Annotated in this window: 8 protein-coding genes and 1 rRNA gene; 2 read left to right on the top strand and 7 right to left on the bottom strand. The window is 70.6% G+C overall.

Annotation, left to right across the window (positions count from 1 at the left end; translation table 11 throughout):
- Nucleotides 1–87, top strand: a 5S ribosomal RNA gene (gene rrf, locus ACZ5XZ_RS27740); the annotation flags it as partial.
- Between the two features lie 598 nt (nt 88–685).
- Nucleotides 686–2800 carry a DUF2075 domain-containing protein gene (locus ACZ5XZ_RS27735; RefSeq protein ID WP_468982759.1) on the top strand — a complete coding sequence of 705 codons (2115 nt, stop codon included), beginning with the start codon at nt 686–688 and terminating at the stop codon, nt 2798–2800.
- A 56-nt stretch (nt 2801–2856) separates the two neighbouring features.
- On the opposite strand, the gene ACZ5XZ_RS27730 is transcribed toward ACZ5XZ_RS27735, so the two are convergent.
- The 7 genes from ACZ5XZ_RS27730 to ACZ5XZ_RS27700 form a co-directional block, all read right to left on the bottom strand.
- Entirely contained in the window at nt 2857–2985 is a 129-nt protein-coding gene (locus ACZ5XZ_RS27730; protein ID WP_384439552.1) for a DUF6408 family protein, read from the bottom strand.
- Between the two features lie 249 nt (nt 2986–3234).
- Nucleotides 3235–5124 (bottom strand): DNA/RNA helicase domain-containing protein, encoded by a 1890-nt coding sequence (locus ACZ5XZ_RS27725; RefSeq protein WP_468982749.1) that lies wholly within the window; start codon nt 5122–5124, stop codon nt 3235–3237.
- A gap of 344 nt (nt 5125–5468) precedes the next feature.
- Nucleotides 5469–6830, bottom strand: coding sequence for a helix-turn-helix transcriptional regulator (locus tag ACZ5XZ_RS27720; protein WP_468982747.1), 1362 nt, complete (start codon nt 6828–6830; stop codon nt 5469–5471).
- 709 nt (nt 6831–7539) lie between these two features.
- Nucleotides 7540–8340, bottom strand: a complete 801-nt coding sequence (locus tag ACZ5XZ_RS27715) for an oxidoreductase (protein ID WP_468982745.1) — start codon at nt 8338–8340, stop codon at nt 7540–7542.
- A 73-nt stretch (nt 8341–8413) separates the two neighbouring features.
- Nucleotides 8414–8878 carry a nuclear transport factor 2 family protein gene (locus tag ACZ5XZ_RS27710; RefSeq protein WP_468982742.1) on the bottom strand — a complete coding sequence of 155 codons (465 nt, stop codon included), beginning with the start codon at nt 8876–8878 and terminating at the stop codon, nt 8414–8416.
- Between the two features lie 67 nt (nt 8879–8945).
- On the bottom strand, nt 8946–10166 hold the full coding sequence (locus ACZ5XZ_RS27705; RefSeq protein WP_468982741.1) for a cytochrome P450: 1221 nt from the start codon (nt 10164–10166) through the stop codon (nt 8946–8948).
- Between the two features lie 56 nt (nt 10167–10222).
- A complete protein-coding gene (locus tag ACZ5XZ_RS27700; RefSeq protein WP_468982738.1) occupies nt 10223–16417 on the bottom strand; it encodes a type I polyketide synthase in 6195 nt (2064 codons plus the stop codon).
- Nucleotides 16418–16433: the final 16 nt, after the last annotated feature.

Raw genomic sequence — 16433 nt, 5'->3', positions numbered from 1 at the left:
GGTTACATTTCGAACCCGGAAGCTAAGCCTTTCAGCGCCGATGGTACTGCAGGGGGGACCCTGTGGGAGAGTAGGACGCCGCCGAACAAATTTTGGAATAGCCTCGTTCCCCGAGTTTCGACTCGGGGAACGAGGCTATTTTGCGTTCCGGGCCTATGAGCCACACATAGGGTTCGGCGCTTCTGATTGCCCATTACGTAACCCTGTTGTATGTCACTTCGTGGGCGTGGGTAGATTTTCCGCTCCGGACATGAGGCCACAGACAGGGGGACTGGCGCGTGGGCTGGCGCAAGGAGATCGCCGCAGGCGGCGTTATGAGTGTTAACGGCATGCCGTAACGCTTGCTCTCGGGCCAGCCCCGCGTGGGCCTTCCGGTCCAGTTGACGGACCTGGCGCCCCGGGAGGTGCCAGTGACCGCCGCTCGTGCAAGTGACGCACGATTTCCAGGGCGACGGGCCGCTCGTAGTAGGCCCTCGCCGAACGACTGGGGCGCCTCCGGGGGCGACTCACAGCGTGATCCGGCCCCAATGCCTGAGGTCCGTGCCGACAGCGACGCTGCGGTTTCTCGGTGGGCGGCTCCATCCCTATGATCTTCGTTATCGGTTGCGGCCCGACGGGCTTCCCCATGAGGACATGCCCCCACCCGCACGAGTCACTCGTGCCCAGGGGGAACCACCTCGTGTCCATGCTTCTGCTGAAGTTGGCAGCTCAGGATCTTCTTCACCTGAATTCAAGGCGTCGTATGGTGCCGCACCTCGCGGCCAGATGGCGCCACTTCCGAGGGGCTGACGCATCGCTGACGGAACGTTCCGCATGGGCGGAAAGCCTGGTCAGCCTTGCGAACGACCTGGTTGCTGCCGATCGCGGCAACGTGGAGATGATCGTCGAGTGCGCCGCCACTCTCGACGAGGCCGACCGACCGGGTGACCCCAGACTCATCGATGTCGTTCTCGTGGGTCATCATCCGCAGGGGCGCCGATTGTCCGTTCAGCTCGTCGAGTTGAAGCGCTGGTCGATGGTGACCAGGGTGGAACGGGCCACCGCGGAGCTGGTGCATGTAGCGGGGATGGGCAGCAAGAAGCACCCGGCTCTGCAACTACGCGACTACTACGAGGCGTTCACAAGCAGCAGGGGCCCGCTTCGCGGACTCGACTTCGAATGCGGTGGGTTCGCCTATCTGCACAACGCCACCGAGGCATCTGTGCAGGCGCTGATCGACGTGGACAGTCCGACGGGGCCGTACGCCCATGTGTACACGAACGACCGGCGCGAAAGACTGCTGTCCGACCTCCGGCAGCATTTCACCGATGAAGGTGGCGCTTCAGCCGCCGAGATGCTCCTGCAAAGCATGGGCTTGCGCAATACGCCGCTGCTCGACGCCATGATGTGGTCCCGCGGAGACGACACCGTCTTTACCCTGCGCGGCCGGCAGAAGGCGGTCGCCGACCAGATTCTGGAGACGGCTTCCAAGGTCCTCCCGGACCCCCGGCGTCCCGCCCTTGTCCCGGACGAGCGGCGGGTGATCTTCCTGGTGACCGGTGGCGCCGGCACTGGTAAGAGCGCCATCGGCCTCCAGATCAAGGCGGAGCTGGAGGCCCAGGGCCGGACGGTCAAGTACGCCAGCGGTAGTCGGGCGTTTAATGGCGCCATTCAGGAACATGTCGGTTACGGGGACCGTGAGTTCCGGGAGACCTTCACCTACTTCAGCAGCTTCGTCACCCCGCCAGACCCACCGCTGGACGTGCTGATATGCGACGAGGCGCACCGCATTCGTGACCGCTCCACCAGTCGCTTCTGGAAGCCCGAACAACAGGGCACACAGCCGCAGGTGGATGAGCTCCTCGACGCGTCCCGCCTGACGGTGTTCTTCCTCGACGAGGGCCAGTCCGTACGGCCGAACGACGTGGGCACCGTCAGCCTGATAGAGGACGCAGCCAGGCGGCACGATGCCCGGCTCGTGCGATACGACCTCCGGGAGCAGTTCCGGTGCGGCGGCAGCGACGCCTACATCCGCTGGGTCCGCGCTGTGCTCGGCGTGACGGATGAGGCGCCGGAGCAGTGGACACCGGACGGACTCATGCACGTCGAGGTGGCGGACAATCCGGAGGAGCTCGAACGGATCATCCGCACTGAGGCCCTCGCCGGTGCATCCGCGCGCATGGTTGCGGGCTACTGCTGGCCGTGGACGAAGCCACTGGGCAAGGACAAGCGGCTGGAGGCAGACGTCCGCATCGGCGACTGGCACAGGCCGTGGAACGCGGACAGCGAGACTTTCTGCGAGAACGAGGCACCACCGTCGAAGATCTGGTCCGTGCACGAGAACGGCCTCGGCCAGATCGGCTGTGTATACACGGCGCAGGGTCTCGAGTGGGACTGGTGCGGCGTGATCATGGGTGAGGACATGGTGCGCCGCGACGGCCGTTGGGTGTTCCGTCGGGGCAAGGACCGCCAAGGCCCGGAGGCGGGCGTCAAGCGCGTAGCCGTCCCCGGATCGTTCGACCCGAAGGTGAAGCCCGGCAGCGTCGATGACGAGGAGTTCGCACGGCTCGTCCGCCATGCCTATCACGTGTTGATGACCCGGGCGAGCCGGGCGACGGTGCTCTACTCCGTGGATGAGGAGACGCGGGACTACCTGAAGAAGCAGGTCGGAGAGGTCCAGATCCACGGGCTGCGCCCCACCTGGGAGAACCTGCCGCAAGAGGCACGGATACCGCACCTGCCACGGCCCCGGAGAGGTAAGCGTCCCCGCCGGAACCGGAAGAGGCCGGACGCACAGGGGCCGGAGCTGCGGCTCTTCTGACCGGCACTGCTGAACAAGGGGAGTGGCGGGCTCTCCGGGCCCGCCACCTGCCTGCGTCAGAAGAGCAGGCGCGCTGCCGCGGTCAGCGCCGCCACCACGACATTGGCGGTGACGCCGATGGCGACGTCGACCAGGATCTCGCGAAGCCGGTTACGACGTGCAGGCTTGAACTCGACGGGGTTCATGCGTGACCACTCCTTGGCATGAGCTGGAAGTGGCAGGGATCGCCCTACCGGGCATCCGCACTCACACCACGTGCAGCACGCGATGGAAACCACTCGTCAGTCACAGCCGAGGACCGGCACTGAACACCGCTGACGTACCCTCCGGGAAGATGCGCAGCGTGAACAACAGTAGTACACCCAGGTGTTGGGCCTGATCGAATTCCGGCCGCCGTCGGTCCCCGGTCACGGTGCCGTTCCGTCCATCGGACCTCATCCTTGGGCCGAACCGTCGCTGGTCGTTGGGATCAGAGAGCGGAGCTTCTCGCGGGTCTCCGGGTCCGTCGAGTAGACGATGGTCCCGATCATGCCCCGGGTCAGTAGCACCTTGTAGGTGTTGCGGATCAGCCGGTCGACGTCCTCGTCCGGGGTGGCCTTGGTGAAGGAAGGGTCCTTGGACGCGGTGCGATCCACGACCCAGCGGTCGGTCCGCCAGACGAGGTCCGGACCCATGATCACGCCCGACCAGTCGTACTCGAAGCCCTGCGCCGTGTACACACACCCGACCTGGCCGAACCCCGCGGGGTCGGTGGCCCAGAGCGGCGCCGGCGGCGCACCGAGGAGGGCGCGCTCGCCGTAGAGGTTCCACGGCCTCGCCCAGTCACCGATGGTCACGTCGGTGGGCAGTGCGGTCATGCTCGGAGTGAGCTTCGTCGTCCACGTCCAGCAGTAGCCGGCGGACATGCGAGCGCCGAAGTCCTCGGCCCGACGTGCGGCCAGGAAGTCCTCCAACTCCTGCGGGGTCTCGGCGGTCAGCAGGTGCACCTTGGCATCCGGCTCCCACACAACGGGTCCGTCGCCTTCCAGCCCCAGCAGGCTGGTCACCCACCGCAGGTACGCGTCACTGCCACCGCACCGGAACTGGCTGTCCAGTTCCACCACCGTGCACTCCAGCCCCTGCTCGGCCGCGGCCTGCCGGATCTGGTCCACCGTTCCCATCTCGCCAGGACGCACCACCTGGTGCTGGTCCAGCAGGAACACCGGTACCCGAGCGGCGTCGATCAGCTCCGCCACCTGCGGCCGGCCGGTGCGCAGCGCTGCCTTGGTGTAGCGATTGGCGGAGGTCTTGCGGAGGCGATGCGCCTCGTCGCAGACCAACACGTCGAGATCGTTGGGCTCGGCCTCCATGAAGCTGTTGAAATACCGGAAGAGCTTTTGGACTTCGGGCTTGCGGGCACCCGCGACCTTGCGCATCGTCTTGGTGAACGACTGCGACCCGGTGGCGTGCAGGGCCGGAACCCCGCGCCGGTAGAGATCCCCCAGCAGGGACAAGGCGATCACGCTCTTTCCGGAGCCCGGACCGCCGGCCACCACAATGACCTGCTTGTGATGGGATCGCCGCGCCTGCCGGACCGCGGACATCACCGTCTCGTAGGCGAGCCGCTGCTCGTCCAGCAGCACGAACTGCTCCCGGCTGCGCACCTCCTCGGCAGCAACGGCCATGAGCTGCTTGGACGGCCGGACCTTGCCCTGGAGCAGGACGTCGGCGGCTTCGGCGCCGGGCTTGGCCGCCAGCCTCGAACGGAGGTAGCTGAGGAAGGCGCCGCGCTGGTCGCCCGTGAACATCCGGCCCCGATGATCCTCGGTGACAGCCCGCAACCCCGCCACCCCGAACTCGGTTGCGTTGTGCAGGTAGGCCACCCCGGCGATCGACTCGGGGATGCGCTCCAACGCCCCGTTGAACGACACCAGGTAGTCGCAGTAGCCGCGTACCTGCTCGATCGGGTTCAGGACCGGCGCCGGGTAGGCGGGGATGCGGCAGCGCAGCGGGTCGTCGTCCTCCGGGTAGGCCTCGCTCCACTGCTTGAGTTCGACCACGACGTACGACGGCGCGCCGGTGGCGGGGTGTACGCCGGCGAGTATCACGTCCGCGCGCTTGCTCGTCAGCGGCAGCCCGTACTCCAGCAGCATCTCGACGTCGCCGAGCCCGGCTTCCACCAGCGCGTTGGTCAGCGCGGGGATACTGCGCTCCCAGGAACGGACCTCCGCCGCCTGGGGCCGATGGTGGTGTCTGTGCAGGAAGTTCTCGGTCAGGAGTTCCGCCAGCCGTCCTTCGAGGTGGGTGCGGTCGGCCAACGATGCCGCGGACTCACGGAACAGCAAGAAAATGCCCCCAGGCAGCACGAAGTGACTCGTGCGGGTGGGGGCATGTCCTTCTGTTCCGCGGAGGCGGAGCGGAAGCCCGTCGGGCCGCTGAGATGGTGCCAGCCATCCTAGAACAGGGGTGGAACGTGGGCCCGGGGTGTGGATGTCGTCGTCTGGCAGGCAGATTTCGTCATGGCGCGGGGCGATGAGGGAATCCGGCTGCCGCCGCCAAGGTCGCGCGGCTTGGTGTGAGCTTGTCTCAGGGCACCCTCGACAGGCAGGTATCGCAGGATGCTCCGCTCCGGCCCTCAGAGGAGGGCGGCCCGTTCTGCGTCGTCGCAGCTGTTAGTTCGGTATGTCCCTCAGCAGCTTGAGGATTTTCGGGTGGTCGAAGGCGTCGCCGAGGGGGTCGGTGGGGGGACCTGGTCGGGGTGTTGTTCGGTGAGTTCTCTTCGGATTTCGGTGAGGTGCTCTATTCGGGCCAGGTAGTCCGGGAGGAGGGTGTCGATGCGCTTTGCGGCTTCTTTTGGGTCGCTGGGCATCAGGGCGCGGACCAGGTGTTTGTATTCCTCGGGGGCTTCGAGGGGGGCTTGACGGCGGGGGAGTTTTTTGATGACGGTGTAGGGGTCGACTTCCTCGAAGGCCCAGGTTCCGTCGCTCTGTTCCGTGGCCCAGACGACGGTGCCCCGTTCGCGGGAGAGCGTGAGTTGGTGGTGTGGGCCCGCGAGGCGGCTGAGGAGGGGGAGCGGAATGGCGTGGGGGCCGGCCAGCTTGGCGGCTTCGCGCAGGGAGGGGACGGAGAAGTACGCGCCGGCGGTGGGGTGCGGCTGGGAGGCGCCGCTTGCCGGTGCCGTGTCGTAGGGGGCGCTCAGGGTCGCGTCGTCGGTGGGCTTCGGCTCGCATTCGTCCTTGAGCCAGGTGACGACGACCAGGCGGGAGTTGGGGAGGCCCGCCGGGTAGAGGACGTTGCTCACCACGTGGATGATCTCGTAGTCGTGGCGGGGCAGGGCCTGGAAGAAGTGGCGGCCCTCGCCGCTCTTGCGCACCTCGGAGCTCGCGTGCCACAGCCGTTCGCAGTCCGGGTCCTGGAGGATGTACGCGAGCAGCTTTTGCAGTTCGGGGTTGTGGGGGTGCTCGGCGAGGGCGAAGCGGAGCTGTTCGAGGTAGATGGCGGCGTGGTGCTCCCAGTTGATGAACTGGCGGCGGGCCTCCTTGCTGCGCAGGGCCCAGCGCATCAGGTTCGCGCCCCGCTCCCGCACCCAGGGGTACCACTCGGCCATGGCGGTGTTGTAGCCGATGATGTCCCAGCTCAGGTCGCTGATGTACGCGGGGCTGGGCATCTGCTGGTCGAGCAGGAGCTGCAGCAGGGTCGCCGCTTCGGAGCTCAGGGCGGGGATGGTGGTGGTGACGGCGCCGCCCAGGGCGTAGAGGTGGAGGGTCGTCTCCTGGTCGGGGCCGAGCATCAGTTCCCGGGCGAGCGCGTCGAGAATGGTCCGCTCCAGGCGGGGCGTGGCGCCGCCTTCGAGGTCGATGTACCAGCGCACGCTGCGGCCGATGGCCTGGGCCACCTCTTTCTGGGTGAGCGGCCTGCCGAGTCCTCGCTTCTCGCCGGCGGCCGCGCGCCAGGCCCGTAGCAGACCGGCCAGGCCCATGAGTTCGAGGGGAGTGAGCGCCGCTTCCCGGTCGCCGGAGGAGTCGTGGGGTATGGGTGCGGACTCGGGCATGCTCCTGTCCTCCGTAATGGGGAACGGGCCCCAGATCAGTGGGTGCGAAGTGGGGTCGGTAACCGCCTCCGCGGACTCGTTCTCCAGCGACGAATGCCAAGCCAACGCCTTCGAGGCGGGACAAGAGGTTGAAGCAAAAACCAGCCTGCCGGTCGGTAGATGCTCAATGGAGCGGGGGGCGCAACACTTTGTACACCGTTTTGCCGCAGCTGTAAAAAATTGCACCCCGGTTGCATGCGTAGGAATCCTCACCTTCCGCCCGGTGGGATGAGTAATTTCGGCCAGTGTTGGCGTGGGGGAGATTGTTGGTCATGTTTCGGGAAAGTCCGTGGCGGGGTGTGGGTGGGGTGTGGTGGGCGTGAGTGGGGCGGGGTGTGGAGTGCTGCGGGTGGGGGCGTAATGGGGGCAAAGGGGGTGAGTGAGTGTGGGGAGGGGGGTTGGGCGGTCGGGCGCGGGGCGGGATCGTTGGTGGTGTTGGGGGTGGGGGTGTGCCGGGAGGGGTGGAATCCGGCCTGTTGTTCGATCGGGGGGTGCTCAGCGGTTCGGGCCGGCGTCAGGAATGAGACGCCGGCCCGAACGGTCCGTCAGGGGGAGGGGATGTCTGGTAGGGGGTGAGAGGGGAGGGGGAGGGGGACGAGAGGGGGGAGTTGCGGTTGGTGGGCGGGGCTGAGGTTGGGGTGGGTGGCTTGTGGTGTGGTGCGGGTGGGGTTCAGGCCTGTGGGAGGGCGCCGGCGTCGATCACGTAGCCGGCGCCGGTGATGCGCTGGGCGCGGTCCGAGGCCAGGAAGGCCACGAGGTCGGCGACGTCGGTCGGCTCGGTGATGCCCGTCATCGGGGCGCCTTCGGCCTCGACCATCATGTGGGCGACCGCATCGCCGTCCTGGCCGGTGGCCCCCATGATGTTCTCCGCGACCATGTCCATGGCGGGCGTTTTGACCAGCCCGGGGAGCACGCTGTTGACGCGTACGTTGTGCGGGGCGACCTCGGTCGCCAGCCCCTTCGCGTAGTTGATGAGTGCCGCCTTCGCCGCCCCGTAGTGCAGCAGAGGACCGGCCGGACGGCGGGCGACGGTCGAGGCCACCTCGATGATCACCCCGCTGCGCCGCTCGATCATCGACGGCAGGACGGCCCGGTCCAGCCGCACCGCGGCGAGGTAGTTCGTCATCAGTGCCTCGACCCAGTCCTCGTCGGGGATCGAGGCGGAGCCGCCGAAGTGCGGCATGCCGCCGCTGCTGGCGCCACCCGCGTTGTTGACGAGTATGTCGACCCCGCCGAGCAGTTCGAAGGCGGCGTCGGCCAGGCTCTCGACGCCTTCTGGGGTGCTCACGTCGGCGGTGACCAGGCGTACCGAATCCGGAAGTCCCGGCGCCTCTTTGCGCGCCGAGGTCACCACGGTCGCGCCCTCCTCGACCAGGCGCTGAACGATTGCCAGGCCGATTCCGCGGGTGCCGCCCGTGACGAGTGCGCGCTTTCCCCGCAGGCCTGCCGATGTGCTGTTCCCCTGGGCCATGATGTGCTCCTGTCTTCGTCAGCGGTGGTGGTGATGAATGGGCCGGTGGGCTACGGGCGCGGGCTCGGCGCCGTCAGTTCGCTGCCTTTGCCTGTTGCCGTTCCGCGGCGATATCCGCGATGTTCTTGTTTCCTTCCGCCCAGAGAATCGACATCGCCAGCTCGTCGATCTTCCAGCTGTCGCCGGAACGCACGAGATGGAAGCGGTAGGTTCCGCCGATGCGCCACAAAGGGGAGCCGAGCGGGTTTTCCAGCCGGTGGGTCGCCTGGAAAGAGGCGGTGCATTCCGCGGTGTCGCCGTCCAGGGTCACCAGATGATTGGTCATCAGGTGTTGGGAGGCGTCGTAGCCGCCGAGCACCGCGACCCAGGAATCGATGAGTTCCGTGGCCGTCAGCGTGACCGGCGTTCCGCCGAGCAGGCTGGTGTAGTCCAGGAGAACCTTGTGGGTGAACAAGGCGGTGGCTTTGTCCCATTCGTGGCGGTCGGTGTGCCAGCCCATGCGATCGCAGGTCTCGATGATCGCGTAACGGTCGTCCATGCGTGCTTCCTGTCCGGGAACGAAATGTGGGCGGAGGGAGGGGGCGGGGGCGCCTTGCGGGCGGCCCCTACCAGGTGACGGGGAGGTCGTGCAGGCCCTCCAGCGTCATGCCGACCTTCATGGAGACCTGGTCCATCGGGACGGCCAGCCGGAGCGTGGGAATCCGCTTGAACAGGGTGCCGAAGAGGATCTCCAGCTCGGCCCTGGCCAGGTTCTCGCCCAGGCACCGGTGGGGTCCGTGGCCGAATGCCAGATGACCCTGGGTGGAGCGGCGGATGTCGAAGGTGTCGGGGTCCTCGAAGGCGCTGGGGTCGCGGTTGGCCGCGGCGGTCGAGAGGATGACGCCGTCGCCCTCCTTGATCACCTGCCCGGCCACCTCCACGTCGGTGGTGGCGACGCGCAGCGTGGTCAGGTCGGCGATGGACAAGAAGCGCATCAGCTCCTCCACCGCGCCGGGCAGCAGCTCGGGGTCCTCGCGCAGCATCGCCAGCTGGTCCGGGTGCTCCAGCAGCGTCAGGGTGCCCAGACCGATCATGCTCGTGGTCGTCTCCTGACCGCCGATCAGCAGGGCGACCATGAGCTTCGACACCTCGATCGACGTCAGCTCACCGGTGTTCAGCCGCTCCGTGATGAGCGTGCTGAGCAGGTCGTCGCCCAGGTTGGTCTGCTTGGCCTGTACGACCTTGACCAGATAGTCGAGCAGCTCGCGCCCGGCTTCGACGGCCTTCTCCAGGTCGGGAGCCTGCATGATGCCCTGGGCGTGCACCTCGAAGAGCTCGTGCTCCTCGTAGGAGATGCCGAGCATCTTGCAGATCACCCGCGACGGCAGCGGCCGGCCCAGCACCGAGACCAGGTCGACCGGCCCCTCGTGCCGCAGCAGTTCGTCGATGAGCTCGTCGGCGACCTGCTGGATCATCGGCCGGAGCCGCTCCACCTGCTTGGCGGTGAAGCGCGGCAGCAGCATGCGCCGACGGGACTTGTGCGGCTCCCCGTCCAGGCCGAACAGCTCCTGGGTGAACTCGGGGAAGTTCTTCTCCCGTTCGGCCAGGATCGGGAAGGCCGGGTTGTCGTGGTCGGAGGAGAAGAGCTTGGCGTCGGCGAACATCTCGCGCGTCTCCTTGTGCTGGGTCACCAGCCACGCGGTCCGGCCGTCGTACAGCCGCACCTGGGAGAGCGGGCCCTCCTCCGCGAGCTCGGTGTACTCCGTCGGCGGGTGGTAGGGGCAGCCCCGCCGCATCGGGTACTCGTGCAGTTCCTCGCCGGTCGTCGCCGTCGATGTCTCGGTCATTTCGGTCCTCTTTCGTTCGGAGTTGACGGAGCGTGGGTCTCCCGGGCCGTGGTCGGTCACGGGCCGGGACGGGGGGAGGGGGCGGCGAGCCAGGCGTGCACCGACCGCGCGACCGCTTCGGCGTCGTCCTCCACGATCGTGAAGTGGTCGCCGGGTACGCGCTCGACCGCCATGGGGAACGCCAGGGCGCGCTCCGTGGCTTCGGGCGCCGCCGCCGTGTCGCCGTCGGCGGGCATCGGGTCGGTGGCCTGGATCATGACGGTGGGCGCCTGCGTGGCAGCCGGCGTGAAGTCGGCGAACATCCGCAGATACGCACCCATCGCGGTCCAGCGGACATGGTCGATCCGGCCGAAGGTGTCCTCCCGGTCGAACATGCCCCGGGTCAGCGCCGGCTGGACCAGCGGCAGGTTGTCGTCGACGAAGTAGGTGTCCAGCAGCACCACGGCCGACGGCCCGCGGCCGCGCCGCTCCAGAGCTCCCGCCACGGCGTTGGCGAGCCAGCCGCCGGAGGAGTATCCGGCCAGGGCGTACGGGGCGTCGCCCGCACAGCGCAGCACCGCATCGGCCTGGGTCTCCACCATGGTCGCGAAGTCGGCGGGCAGCAGCTCACCGGCCACGAAGCCCGGCACCGGCAGCACCGACACCTCCCGGAGCCCGTCGAGAGCCGAGGCGAAGCGCGCGTACTGCAGCGGGCTCGACGACGCCCCGACACTGGGGAAGCAGATCAGGGCGGGGCGCTCGGGGCCCTCGGACAACCGGAGCGGCTCCGCGGCGGCGGCGCCCTCCTGGCCGGCCGTGAACGTCGGCCGCAGCCTGGAGGCGGCTGCCAGGAACTCGTTCGCCTCGCCGATCCTGTTCTCCTGGCAGGCCTGCCGGTACAGGGCGTCGATGGTGTCCTCCTGCTGGGTGCCGCCGCCCTGACCGGGCCGGGCGGCGCCGAGCAGTTCGCCCAGCCGCACGGCGAGCGCCGCCGGCGTGCCGCTGTCGAAGACCACCGTGGCGGGCAGGTGCAGGCCGGTCGCCTCGCCGAGCGCGTTGCGCAGTTCCACCGCGGTCAGCGAGTCGAACCCCGACTCCAGGAACGGCCGGGAGTCGTCGAACTCCTCCGCCGCGGTGTGCCCCAGCACGCCGGCCGCGCGCGCCCGCACCAACTCGCGCAGCGCCGTGGCCAGTTCCTCCTCGCCGAGTTCGGTCAGCGGCCGGGCCGCCGGGGCCGGCTCGGGACGTGCCGCGGGGAGCAGTCCGCGCAGCGCGGCCGGCACGCCCGCCCGGCCCGCAGTGCCGCGCAGCACCGCGGTGTCCAGGCGCATCGGGACGAGCAGCGGGTCGTCGCCCGCCCAGGCCGCGTCGAGCAGGGCCAGGCCCTCCGCGGAGGTCAGCGCGAGCACGCCGGTGCGCGCGAGCCGGGCGAGGTCGTCGCGGTCCAGCGTGCCGGTCATGCCGCCCTGGTGCTGTTCCCACGGTCCCCAGGCCAGCGAGACCGCGGGCAGCCCCTGGGCGGCCCGGTGCTGCGCCAGCGCGTCGAGGAAGGCGTTCGCCGCGGCGTAGTTGCCCTGGCCCGCGGCGCCCAGGACGCCGGCCGCCGAGGAGAACAGCACGAACGCCGACAGGCCGGCGTCGCGGGTCAGTTCGTGCAGATGCGCCGCCGCGTCCATCTTGGCCCGCAGCACCGCGTCCACCCGCTCCGGTGTCAGCGAGGTGAGCACGCCGTCGTCGATCACGCCGGCGGTGTGCACCACCGCGGACAGCGGATGCGCGGCGGGGACGGTCGCCAGGAGCTCCGCCAGCGCGTCCCGGTCGGCCACGTCGCAGGCGGCGACGGTGACCTGGGCACCGAGCCCGGCCAGTTCGGCGGCCAGCTCCGCGGCGCCGTCGGCCGCCCGGCCGCGGCGGCTCGCCAGAACCAGGTGCCGTACGCCGTGCCGTTCGGCCAGCCATCGGGCGACCTGGGCACCGAGGCCTCCGGTTCCGCCGGTCACCAGGACGGTGCCGTCGGGGTCCAGCGCGAGGTCCTGCGGCGCGCCGGGCACCGCCACCCGGGCGAGCCGGGGGGCGAGCAGATCGCCGGCGCGTATCGCCAGCTGGGGTTCGCCGGTGCCGAGCGCCGCGGCCAGTGCGCGTCGCGAGGCTTCCTCCCCGTCCGTGTCGATCAGTACGAAGCGGTCCGGGTTCTCGGTCTGTGCGGAGCGGATCAGGCCCCACACGGGCGCCTGGGCCAGTGCCGGGCCGTCCTCGCCGGGGCCGGTGGCCACCGCGCCCCGGGTCACGAAGGCCAGCCGGGTTCCGGCGAAGCGCGGGTCGGCCAGCCACGACTGGGCCGCCGCCAGCGCCTCGTGGACGATGCCGCGGCCCGCCGCCGCGGCATCCACGCCGTCGGCGGGCGCGCCGACGGCCAGCACGACCGCGTCCGGTACCGGCGCGCCCGCGGCGACCGCCTCGCCCAGCTCCGCCAGACCGGAGCCGCGGACGACCTGGATGCCGGCGGACTCAAGGCCCAGGGCCGGCTCGGCGCCGTCCGCGCCCACCACGGCGCACGTGCGCACCGGCGCCGCCTCGGACACCTCGACCCGGGGCCAGTCGACCCGGAAGAGCGCATCGCGCCGGACGCCGCCCGCGGCCCGGATCTGCTCGCGGGTGACCGGCCGCAGCACCAGGGACCGCACCGAGGCCACCGGCCGGCCGTCCTCGTCCGCGGCCGCCACCGCCACGCTGTCGGGCCCGGCCGGCGCGAGCCTGACGCGCAGGGCCGAAGCCCCGGTGCGGTGCAGTGCCACGCCGTTCCAGGAGAACGGCACCCGGGCCCCGCCCTCGCCCTCGATCAGGCCGCCCAGGCCGACGCCGTGCAGCGCGGCGTCCAGCAGCGCGGGGTGCACGCCGAAGTCGCCGGCCCCGCCTGTGCCCTGCTGCGGCAGCGCCACTTCGGCGAACAGCTCCGTGCCGCGCCGCCAGGCGGCCCCAAGGCCCCGGAACACCGGGCCGTACCCCAGGCCCGCGGCGGCGAGCTCGTCGTAGAGGTCCGACACCCCGACCTCGGTGGCACCTTCGGGGGGCCACACCGCGAGCCGCTCGGGCTCCTGGCCGGCCGGAGCGCAAAGGAGGCCGGTGGCGTGCCGGGTCGGCTCCTCCTGCGGTGGGGCGTCCTCGGGCCGGGAGTGGATGCTCACCGGACGACGTCCTGAGTCGTCCGCGGCGCCGACGAGGACCTGGACGTGCACGGCGCCGTGTTCCGCGAGCACCAGCGGTGCTTCCAGGGTGAGTTCCTCGACCTCGGGCAGGCCCGTCTCCCGGCCGGCGGCCAGTGCCAGGTCCACCAGCGCGGTGCCGGGCAGCAGGGGGGTGCCCAGCACCGTGTGGTCGGCGAGCCAGGGGTGGTCCGCCGACGACAGCCGGCCGGTGAAGAGGGTGGCATCCCCCGTCGGCAGGTCGATGGCGCCGCCGAGCAACGCATGGCCGACACCGCGCAGACCCGCCAGGTGCGCCTGCCCCGCGCCCGGTCCTTCCTCTTCCGCGTCGAGCCAGAAGCGCCGGCGCTGGAACGGATAGGTCGGCAGGTCGACCGGCCGGGCCCCGGTGCCCGAGAAGTACTTCGCCCAGTCCACCGGTGTGCCGTGGGCGTGCAGCCGGGACACCGCCGCGACCAGCGTCTCCTCCTCGGACCGGTCGGCCCGCGCGGTCGCGGCCAGCACCGCGGCGCCGTCGTCCGCGAGCGCGCTCTGCGCCATGGGCGTAAGGACGCCGTCGGGTCCCAGTTCCACAAACCGGCCGGCGCCGCGGGCTTCGAGGGTGCGGACCGCGTCGAGGAAGCGCACCGCCTCGCGTGCGTGGCGCACCCAGTAGTCGGGCGAGGCCAGCTCCCGCGCCGTCGCCAGGTCCCCGGTCAGGGTGGACACCAGCGGGATCCGCGGTTCCCGGAAGTCCAACTCCGCGGCCACCGCGCGGAATTCGTCCAGCATCCCGTCCATGTGAGGGGAGTGGAAGGCGTGGCTCACCTGCAGCCGCCGGGTCTTGCGCCCGCGTGCGGCGAACCCTCGCGCGCTCTCCTCCACCGCGGCCTCGTCGCCGCTGAGGACGAGCGAGGACGGCCCGTTGACCGCAGCGACGGCGACCCTGCCGTGGAAGTCCTCCAGGAACGGCAGCACCTCCTCCTCGGTGGCCTGGACGGCCACCATCGCCCCGCCGGAGGGCATCCGCTGCATCAGCCGGCCCCGGTGCGCCACCAGGAGCGCGGCATCCGGCAGGGACAGCACGCCGGCCACGTGCGCCGCGGCCAGCTCGCCGATCGAATGGCCCGCGACGAAGTCCGGCCGCACGCCCCAGTGCTCCAGCAGCCGGAACAGCGCCACCTCGAAGGCGAACAGCGCCGGCTGGGCGTACGCGGTGTGGTCCAGCAGGCCTTCGGCGCCCGCGTCGCCGGAGACCACCTCCTTGAGCGGGCGGTCCAGATGGGCGTCCAACTGCTCGTAGACCGTGTCCAGCGCGTCGGCGAACGCCGGGAACGCGGCGTACAGCTCCCGGCCCATCTCCCGGCGCTGGCTGCCCTGACCGGTGAACAGGAACGCGAGCGGGGACGTGCCGGACACGCCGCGGACCAGGCCGGGCGCGGCGCCGTCGTCGGCCAGGGCGCCGAGCGCCCGGCGCACCTGGTCGCGGTCCCGGGCCACCACGACCGCGCGGTGGTCGAGCGCCGGGCGCCGGCTCAGTGACCAGGCCGTGTCGACCGGCCGCTCGCCGGGCCGCTCGTCGAGGTGCGCCACCAGCCCGCGCGCCTGCGCCCGCAGCGCCTCGGCGCTCTTCGCCGACAGCAGCCAGGGCAGCACCACGCCGTCGTCGTCGAAGCCCTCCGCGGCCTCGCCGCCGGTCTCCTCCCGGGGTGCCTGCTCCAGGACGACGTGGGCGTTGGTGCCGCTGACCCCGAAGGACGAGACGCCCGCCCGGCGCGGCCCGGTGCCCTCGGGCCAGGCGCGTTGCCGGGTCAGCAGCTCGACGCCGCCGGCCGACCACTCCACGTGCGGTGTCGGCTCGTCGATATGCAGACTCGCCGGCAGCACGCCCTGCCGCATCGCCATCACCATCTTGATCACCCCGGCGACGCCGGCGGCGGCCTGGGTGTGGCCGATGTTGGACTTCACCGAACCCAGCCACAGCGGGCGGTCCGCGGGGCGGTCCTGGCCGTACGTCGCCAGCAGGGCCTGCGCCTCGATCGGGTCGCCGAGGCGGGTGCCGGTCCCGTGCGCCTCGACGGCGTCCACATCGGACGGCGACAGCCGGGCCTGGGCCAGCGCCTGGCGGATCACCCGCTGCTGCGAGGGGCCGTTCGGCGCGGTCAGCCCGCTGCTGGCACCGTCCTGGTTGACGGCGGAGCCGCGGATCACGGCCAGCACCGGGTGGCCGTTCGCCTGCGCGTCCGACAGCCGCTCCAGCACCAGGACGCCGGCGCCCTCGCCCCAGCCGGTGCCGTCGGCCGCCGCGGCGAAGGACTTGCACCGGCCGTCGGAGGCCAGCCCGCCCTGGCGGCTGAACTCCACGAACACGCCCGGGGTGGACATCACCGTCACGCCGCCCGCCAGGGCCAGGGAGCACTCCCCGGAGCGCAGCGCGCTGCTCGCCAGGTGCAGCGCCACCAGCGACGACGAGCACGCGGTGTCCACCGTCACCGCGGGCCCCTCCAGCCCGAACGTGTACGACAGGCGGCCGGAGGCGACGCTGCCGGCGCTGCCGTTGCCGAGGTAGCCCTCCAGCGCCTCCGGCGCGTGGGTGAAGCGGCCGCCGTAGTCGCTGTACATCACGCCGAGGAAGACGCCGGTCCGGCTGCCGCGCAGGGAGTCCGGGGCGATCCGCGCCCGTTCCAGGACCTCCCAGGTCAGCTCCAGCATCAGGCGCTGCTGGGGGTCCATCGCCAGCGCCTCGCGCGGACTGATCCCGAAGAACTCCGGGTCGAACTCCGCGGAGTCGTACAGGAACCCGCCCACCCCGGCGTGCGATCTGCCCGGTCCGTCGGCGTCCGGGTCCAGCAGCCGGTCGAGGTCCCAGCCCCGGTCGGTCGGCAGCCCGGAGAGCGTGTCGCGTCCGTCGGCGACCAGCCGCCACAGGTCCTCGGGGCTGGTGGCGCCGCCGGGGAACCGGCAGGCCATGGAGACCACGGCGATCGGCTCCCGGGCCCGGGCCTCCACCTCTTCCAGGCGCTGCCGCGTCTGCTGCCCCTCCGCGATCGCCCGCTTGAGGTATGCGCGGAGCTTGCTCTCATCCGCCATGCGTTCCCCACCTTCC

This window comes from Streptomyces sp. NPDC033270, from assembly GCF_055576575.1.
The sequence above is the reverse complement of the archived record's forward strand: the minus strand, read 5'-3'. Positions and strand labels throughout refer to the sequence as shown.

Coding starts and splice junctions, on each gene's coding strand:
- ACZ5XZ_RS27700 (WP_468982738.1), bottom strand. CDS start 16,417: ATGGCGGATGAGAGCAAGCTCCGCGCATACCTCAAGCGGGCGATCGCG.
- ACZ5XZ_RS27705 (WP_468982741.1), bottom strand. CDS start 10,166: ATGACCGAGACATCGACGGCGACGACCGGCGAGGAACTGCACGAGTAC.
- ACZ5XZ_RS27715 (WP_468982745.1), bottom strand. CDS start 8,340: ATGGCCCAGGGGAACAGCACATCGGCAGGCCTGCGGGGAAAGCGCGCA.
- ACZ5XZ_RS27720 (WP_468982747.1), bottom strand. CDS start 6,830: ATGCCCGAGTCCGCACCCATACCCCACGACTCCTCCGGCGACCGGGAA.
- ACZ5XZ_RS27735 (WP_468982759.1), top strand. CDS start 686: ATGCTTCTGCTGAAGTTGGCAGCTCAGGATCTTCTTCACCTGAATTCA.
- ACZ5XZ_RS27710 (WP_468982742.1), bottom strand. CDS start 8,878: ATGGACGACCGTTACGCGATCATCGAGACCTGCGATCGCATGGGCTGG.
- ACZ5XZ_RS27730 (WP_384439552.1), bottom strand. CDS start 2,985: ATGAACCCCGTCGAGTTCAAGCCTGCACGTCGTAACCGGCTTCGCGAG.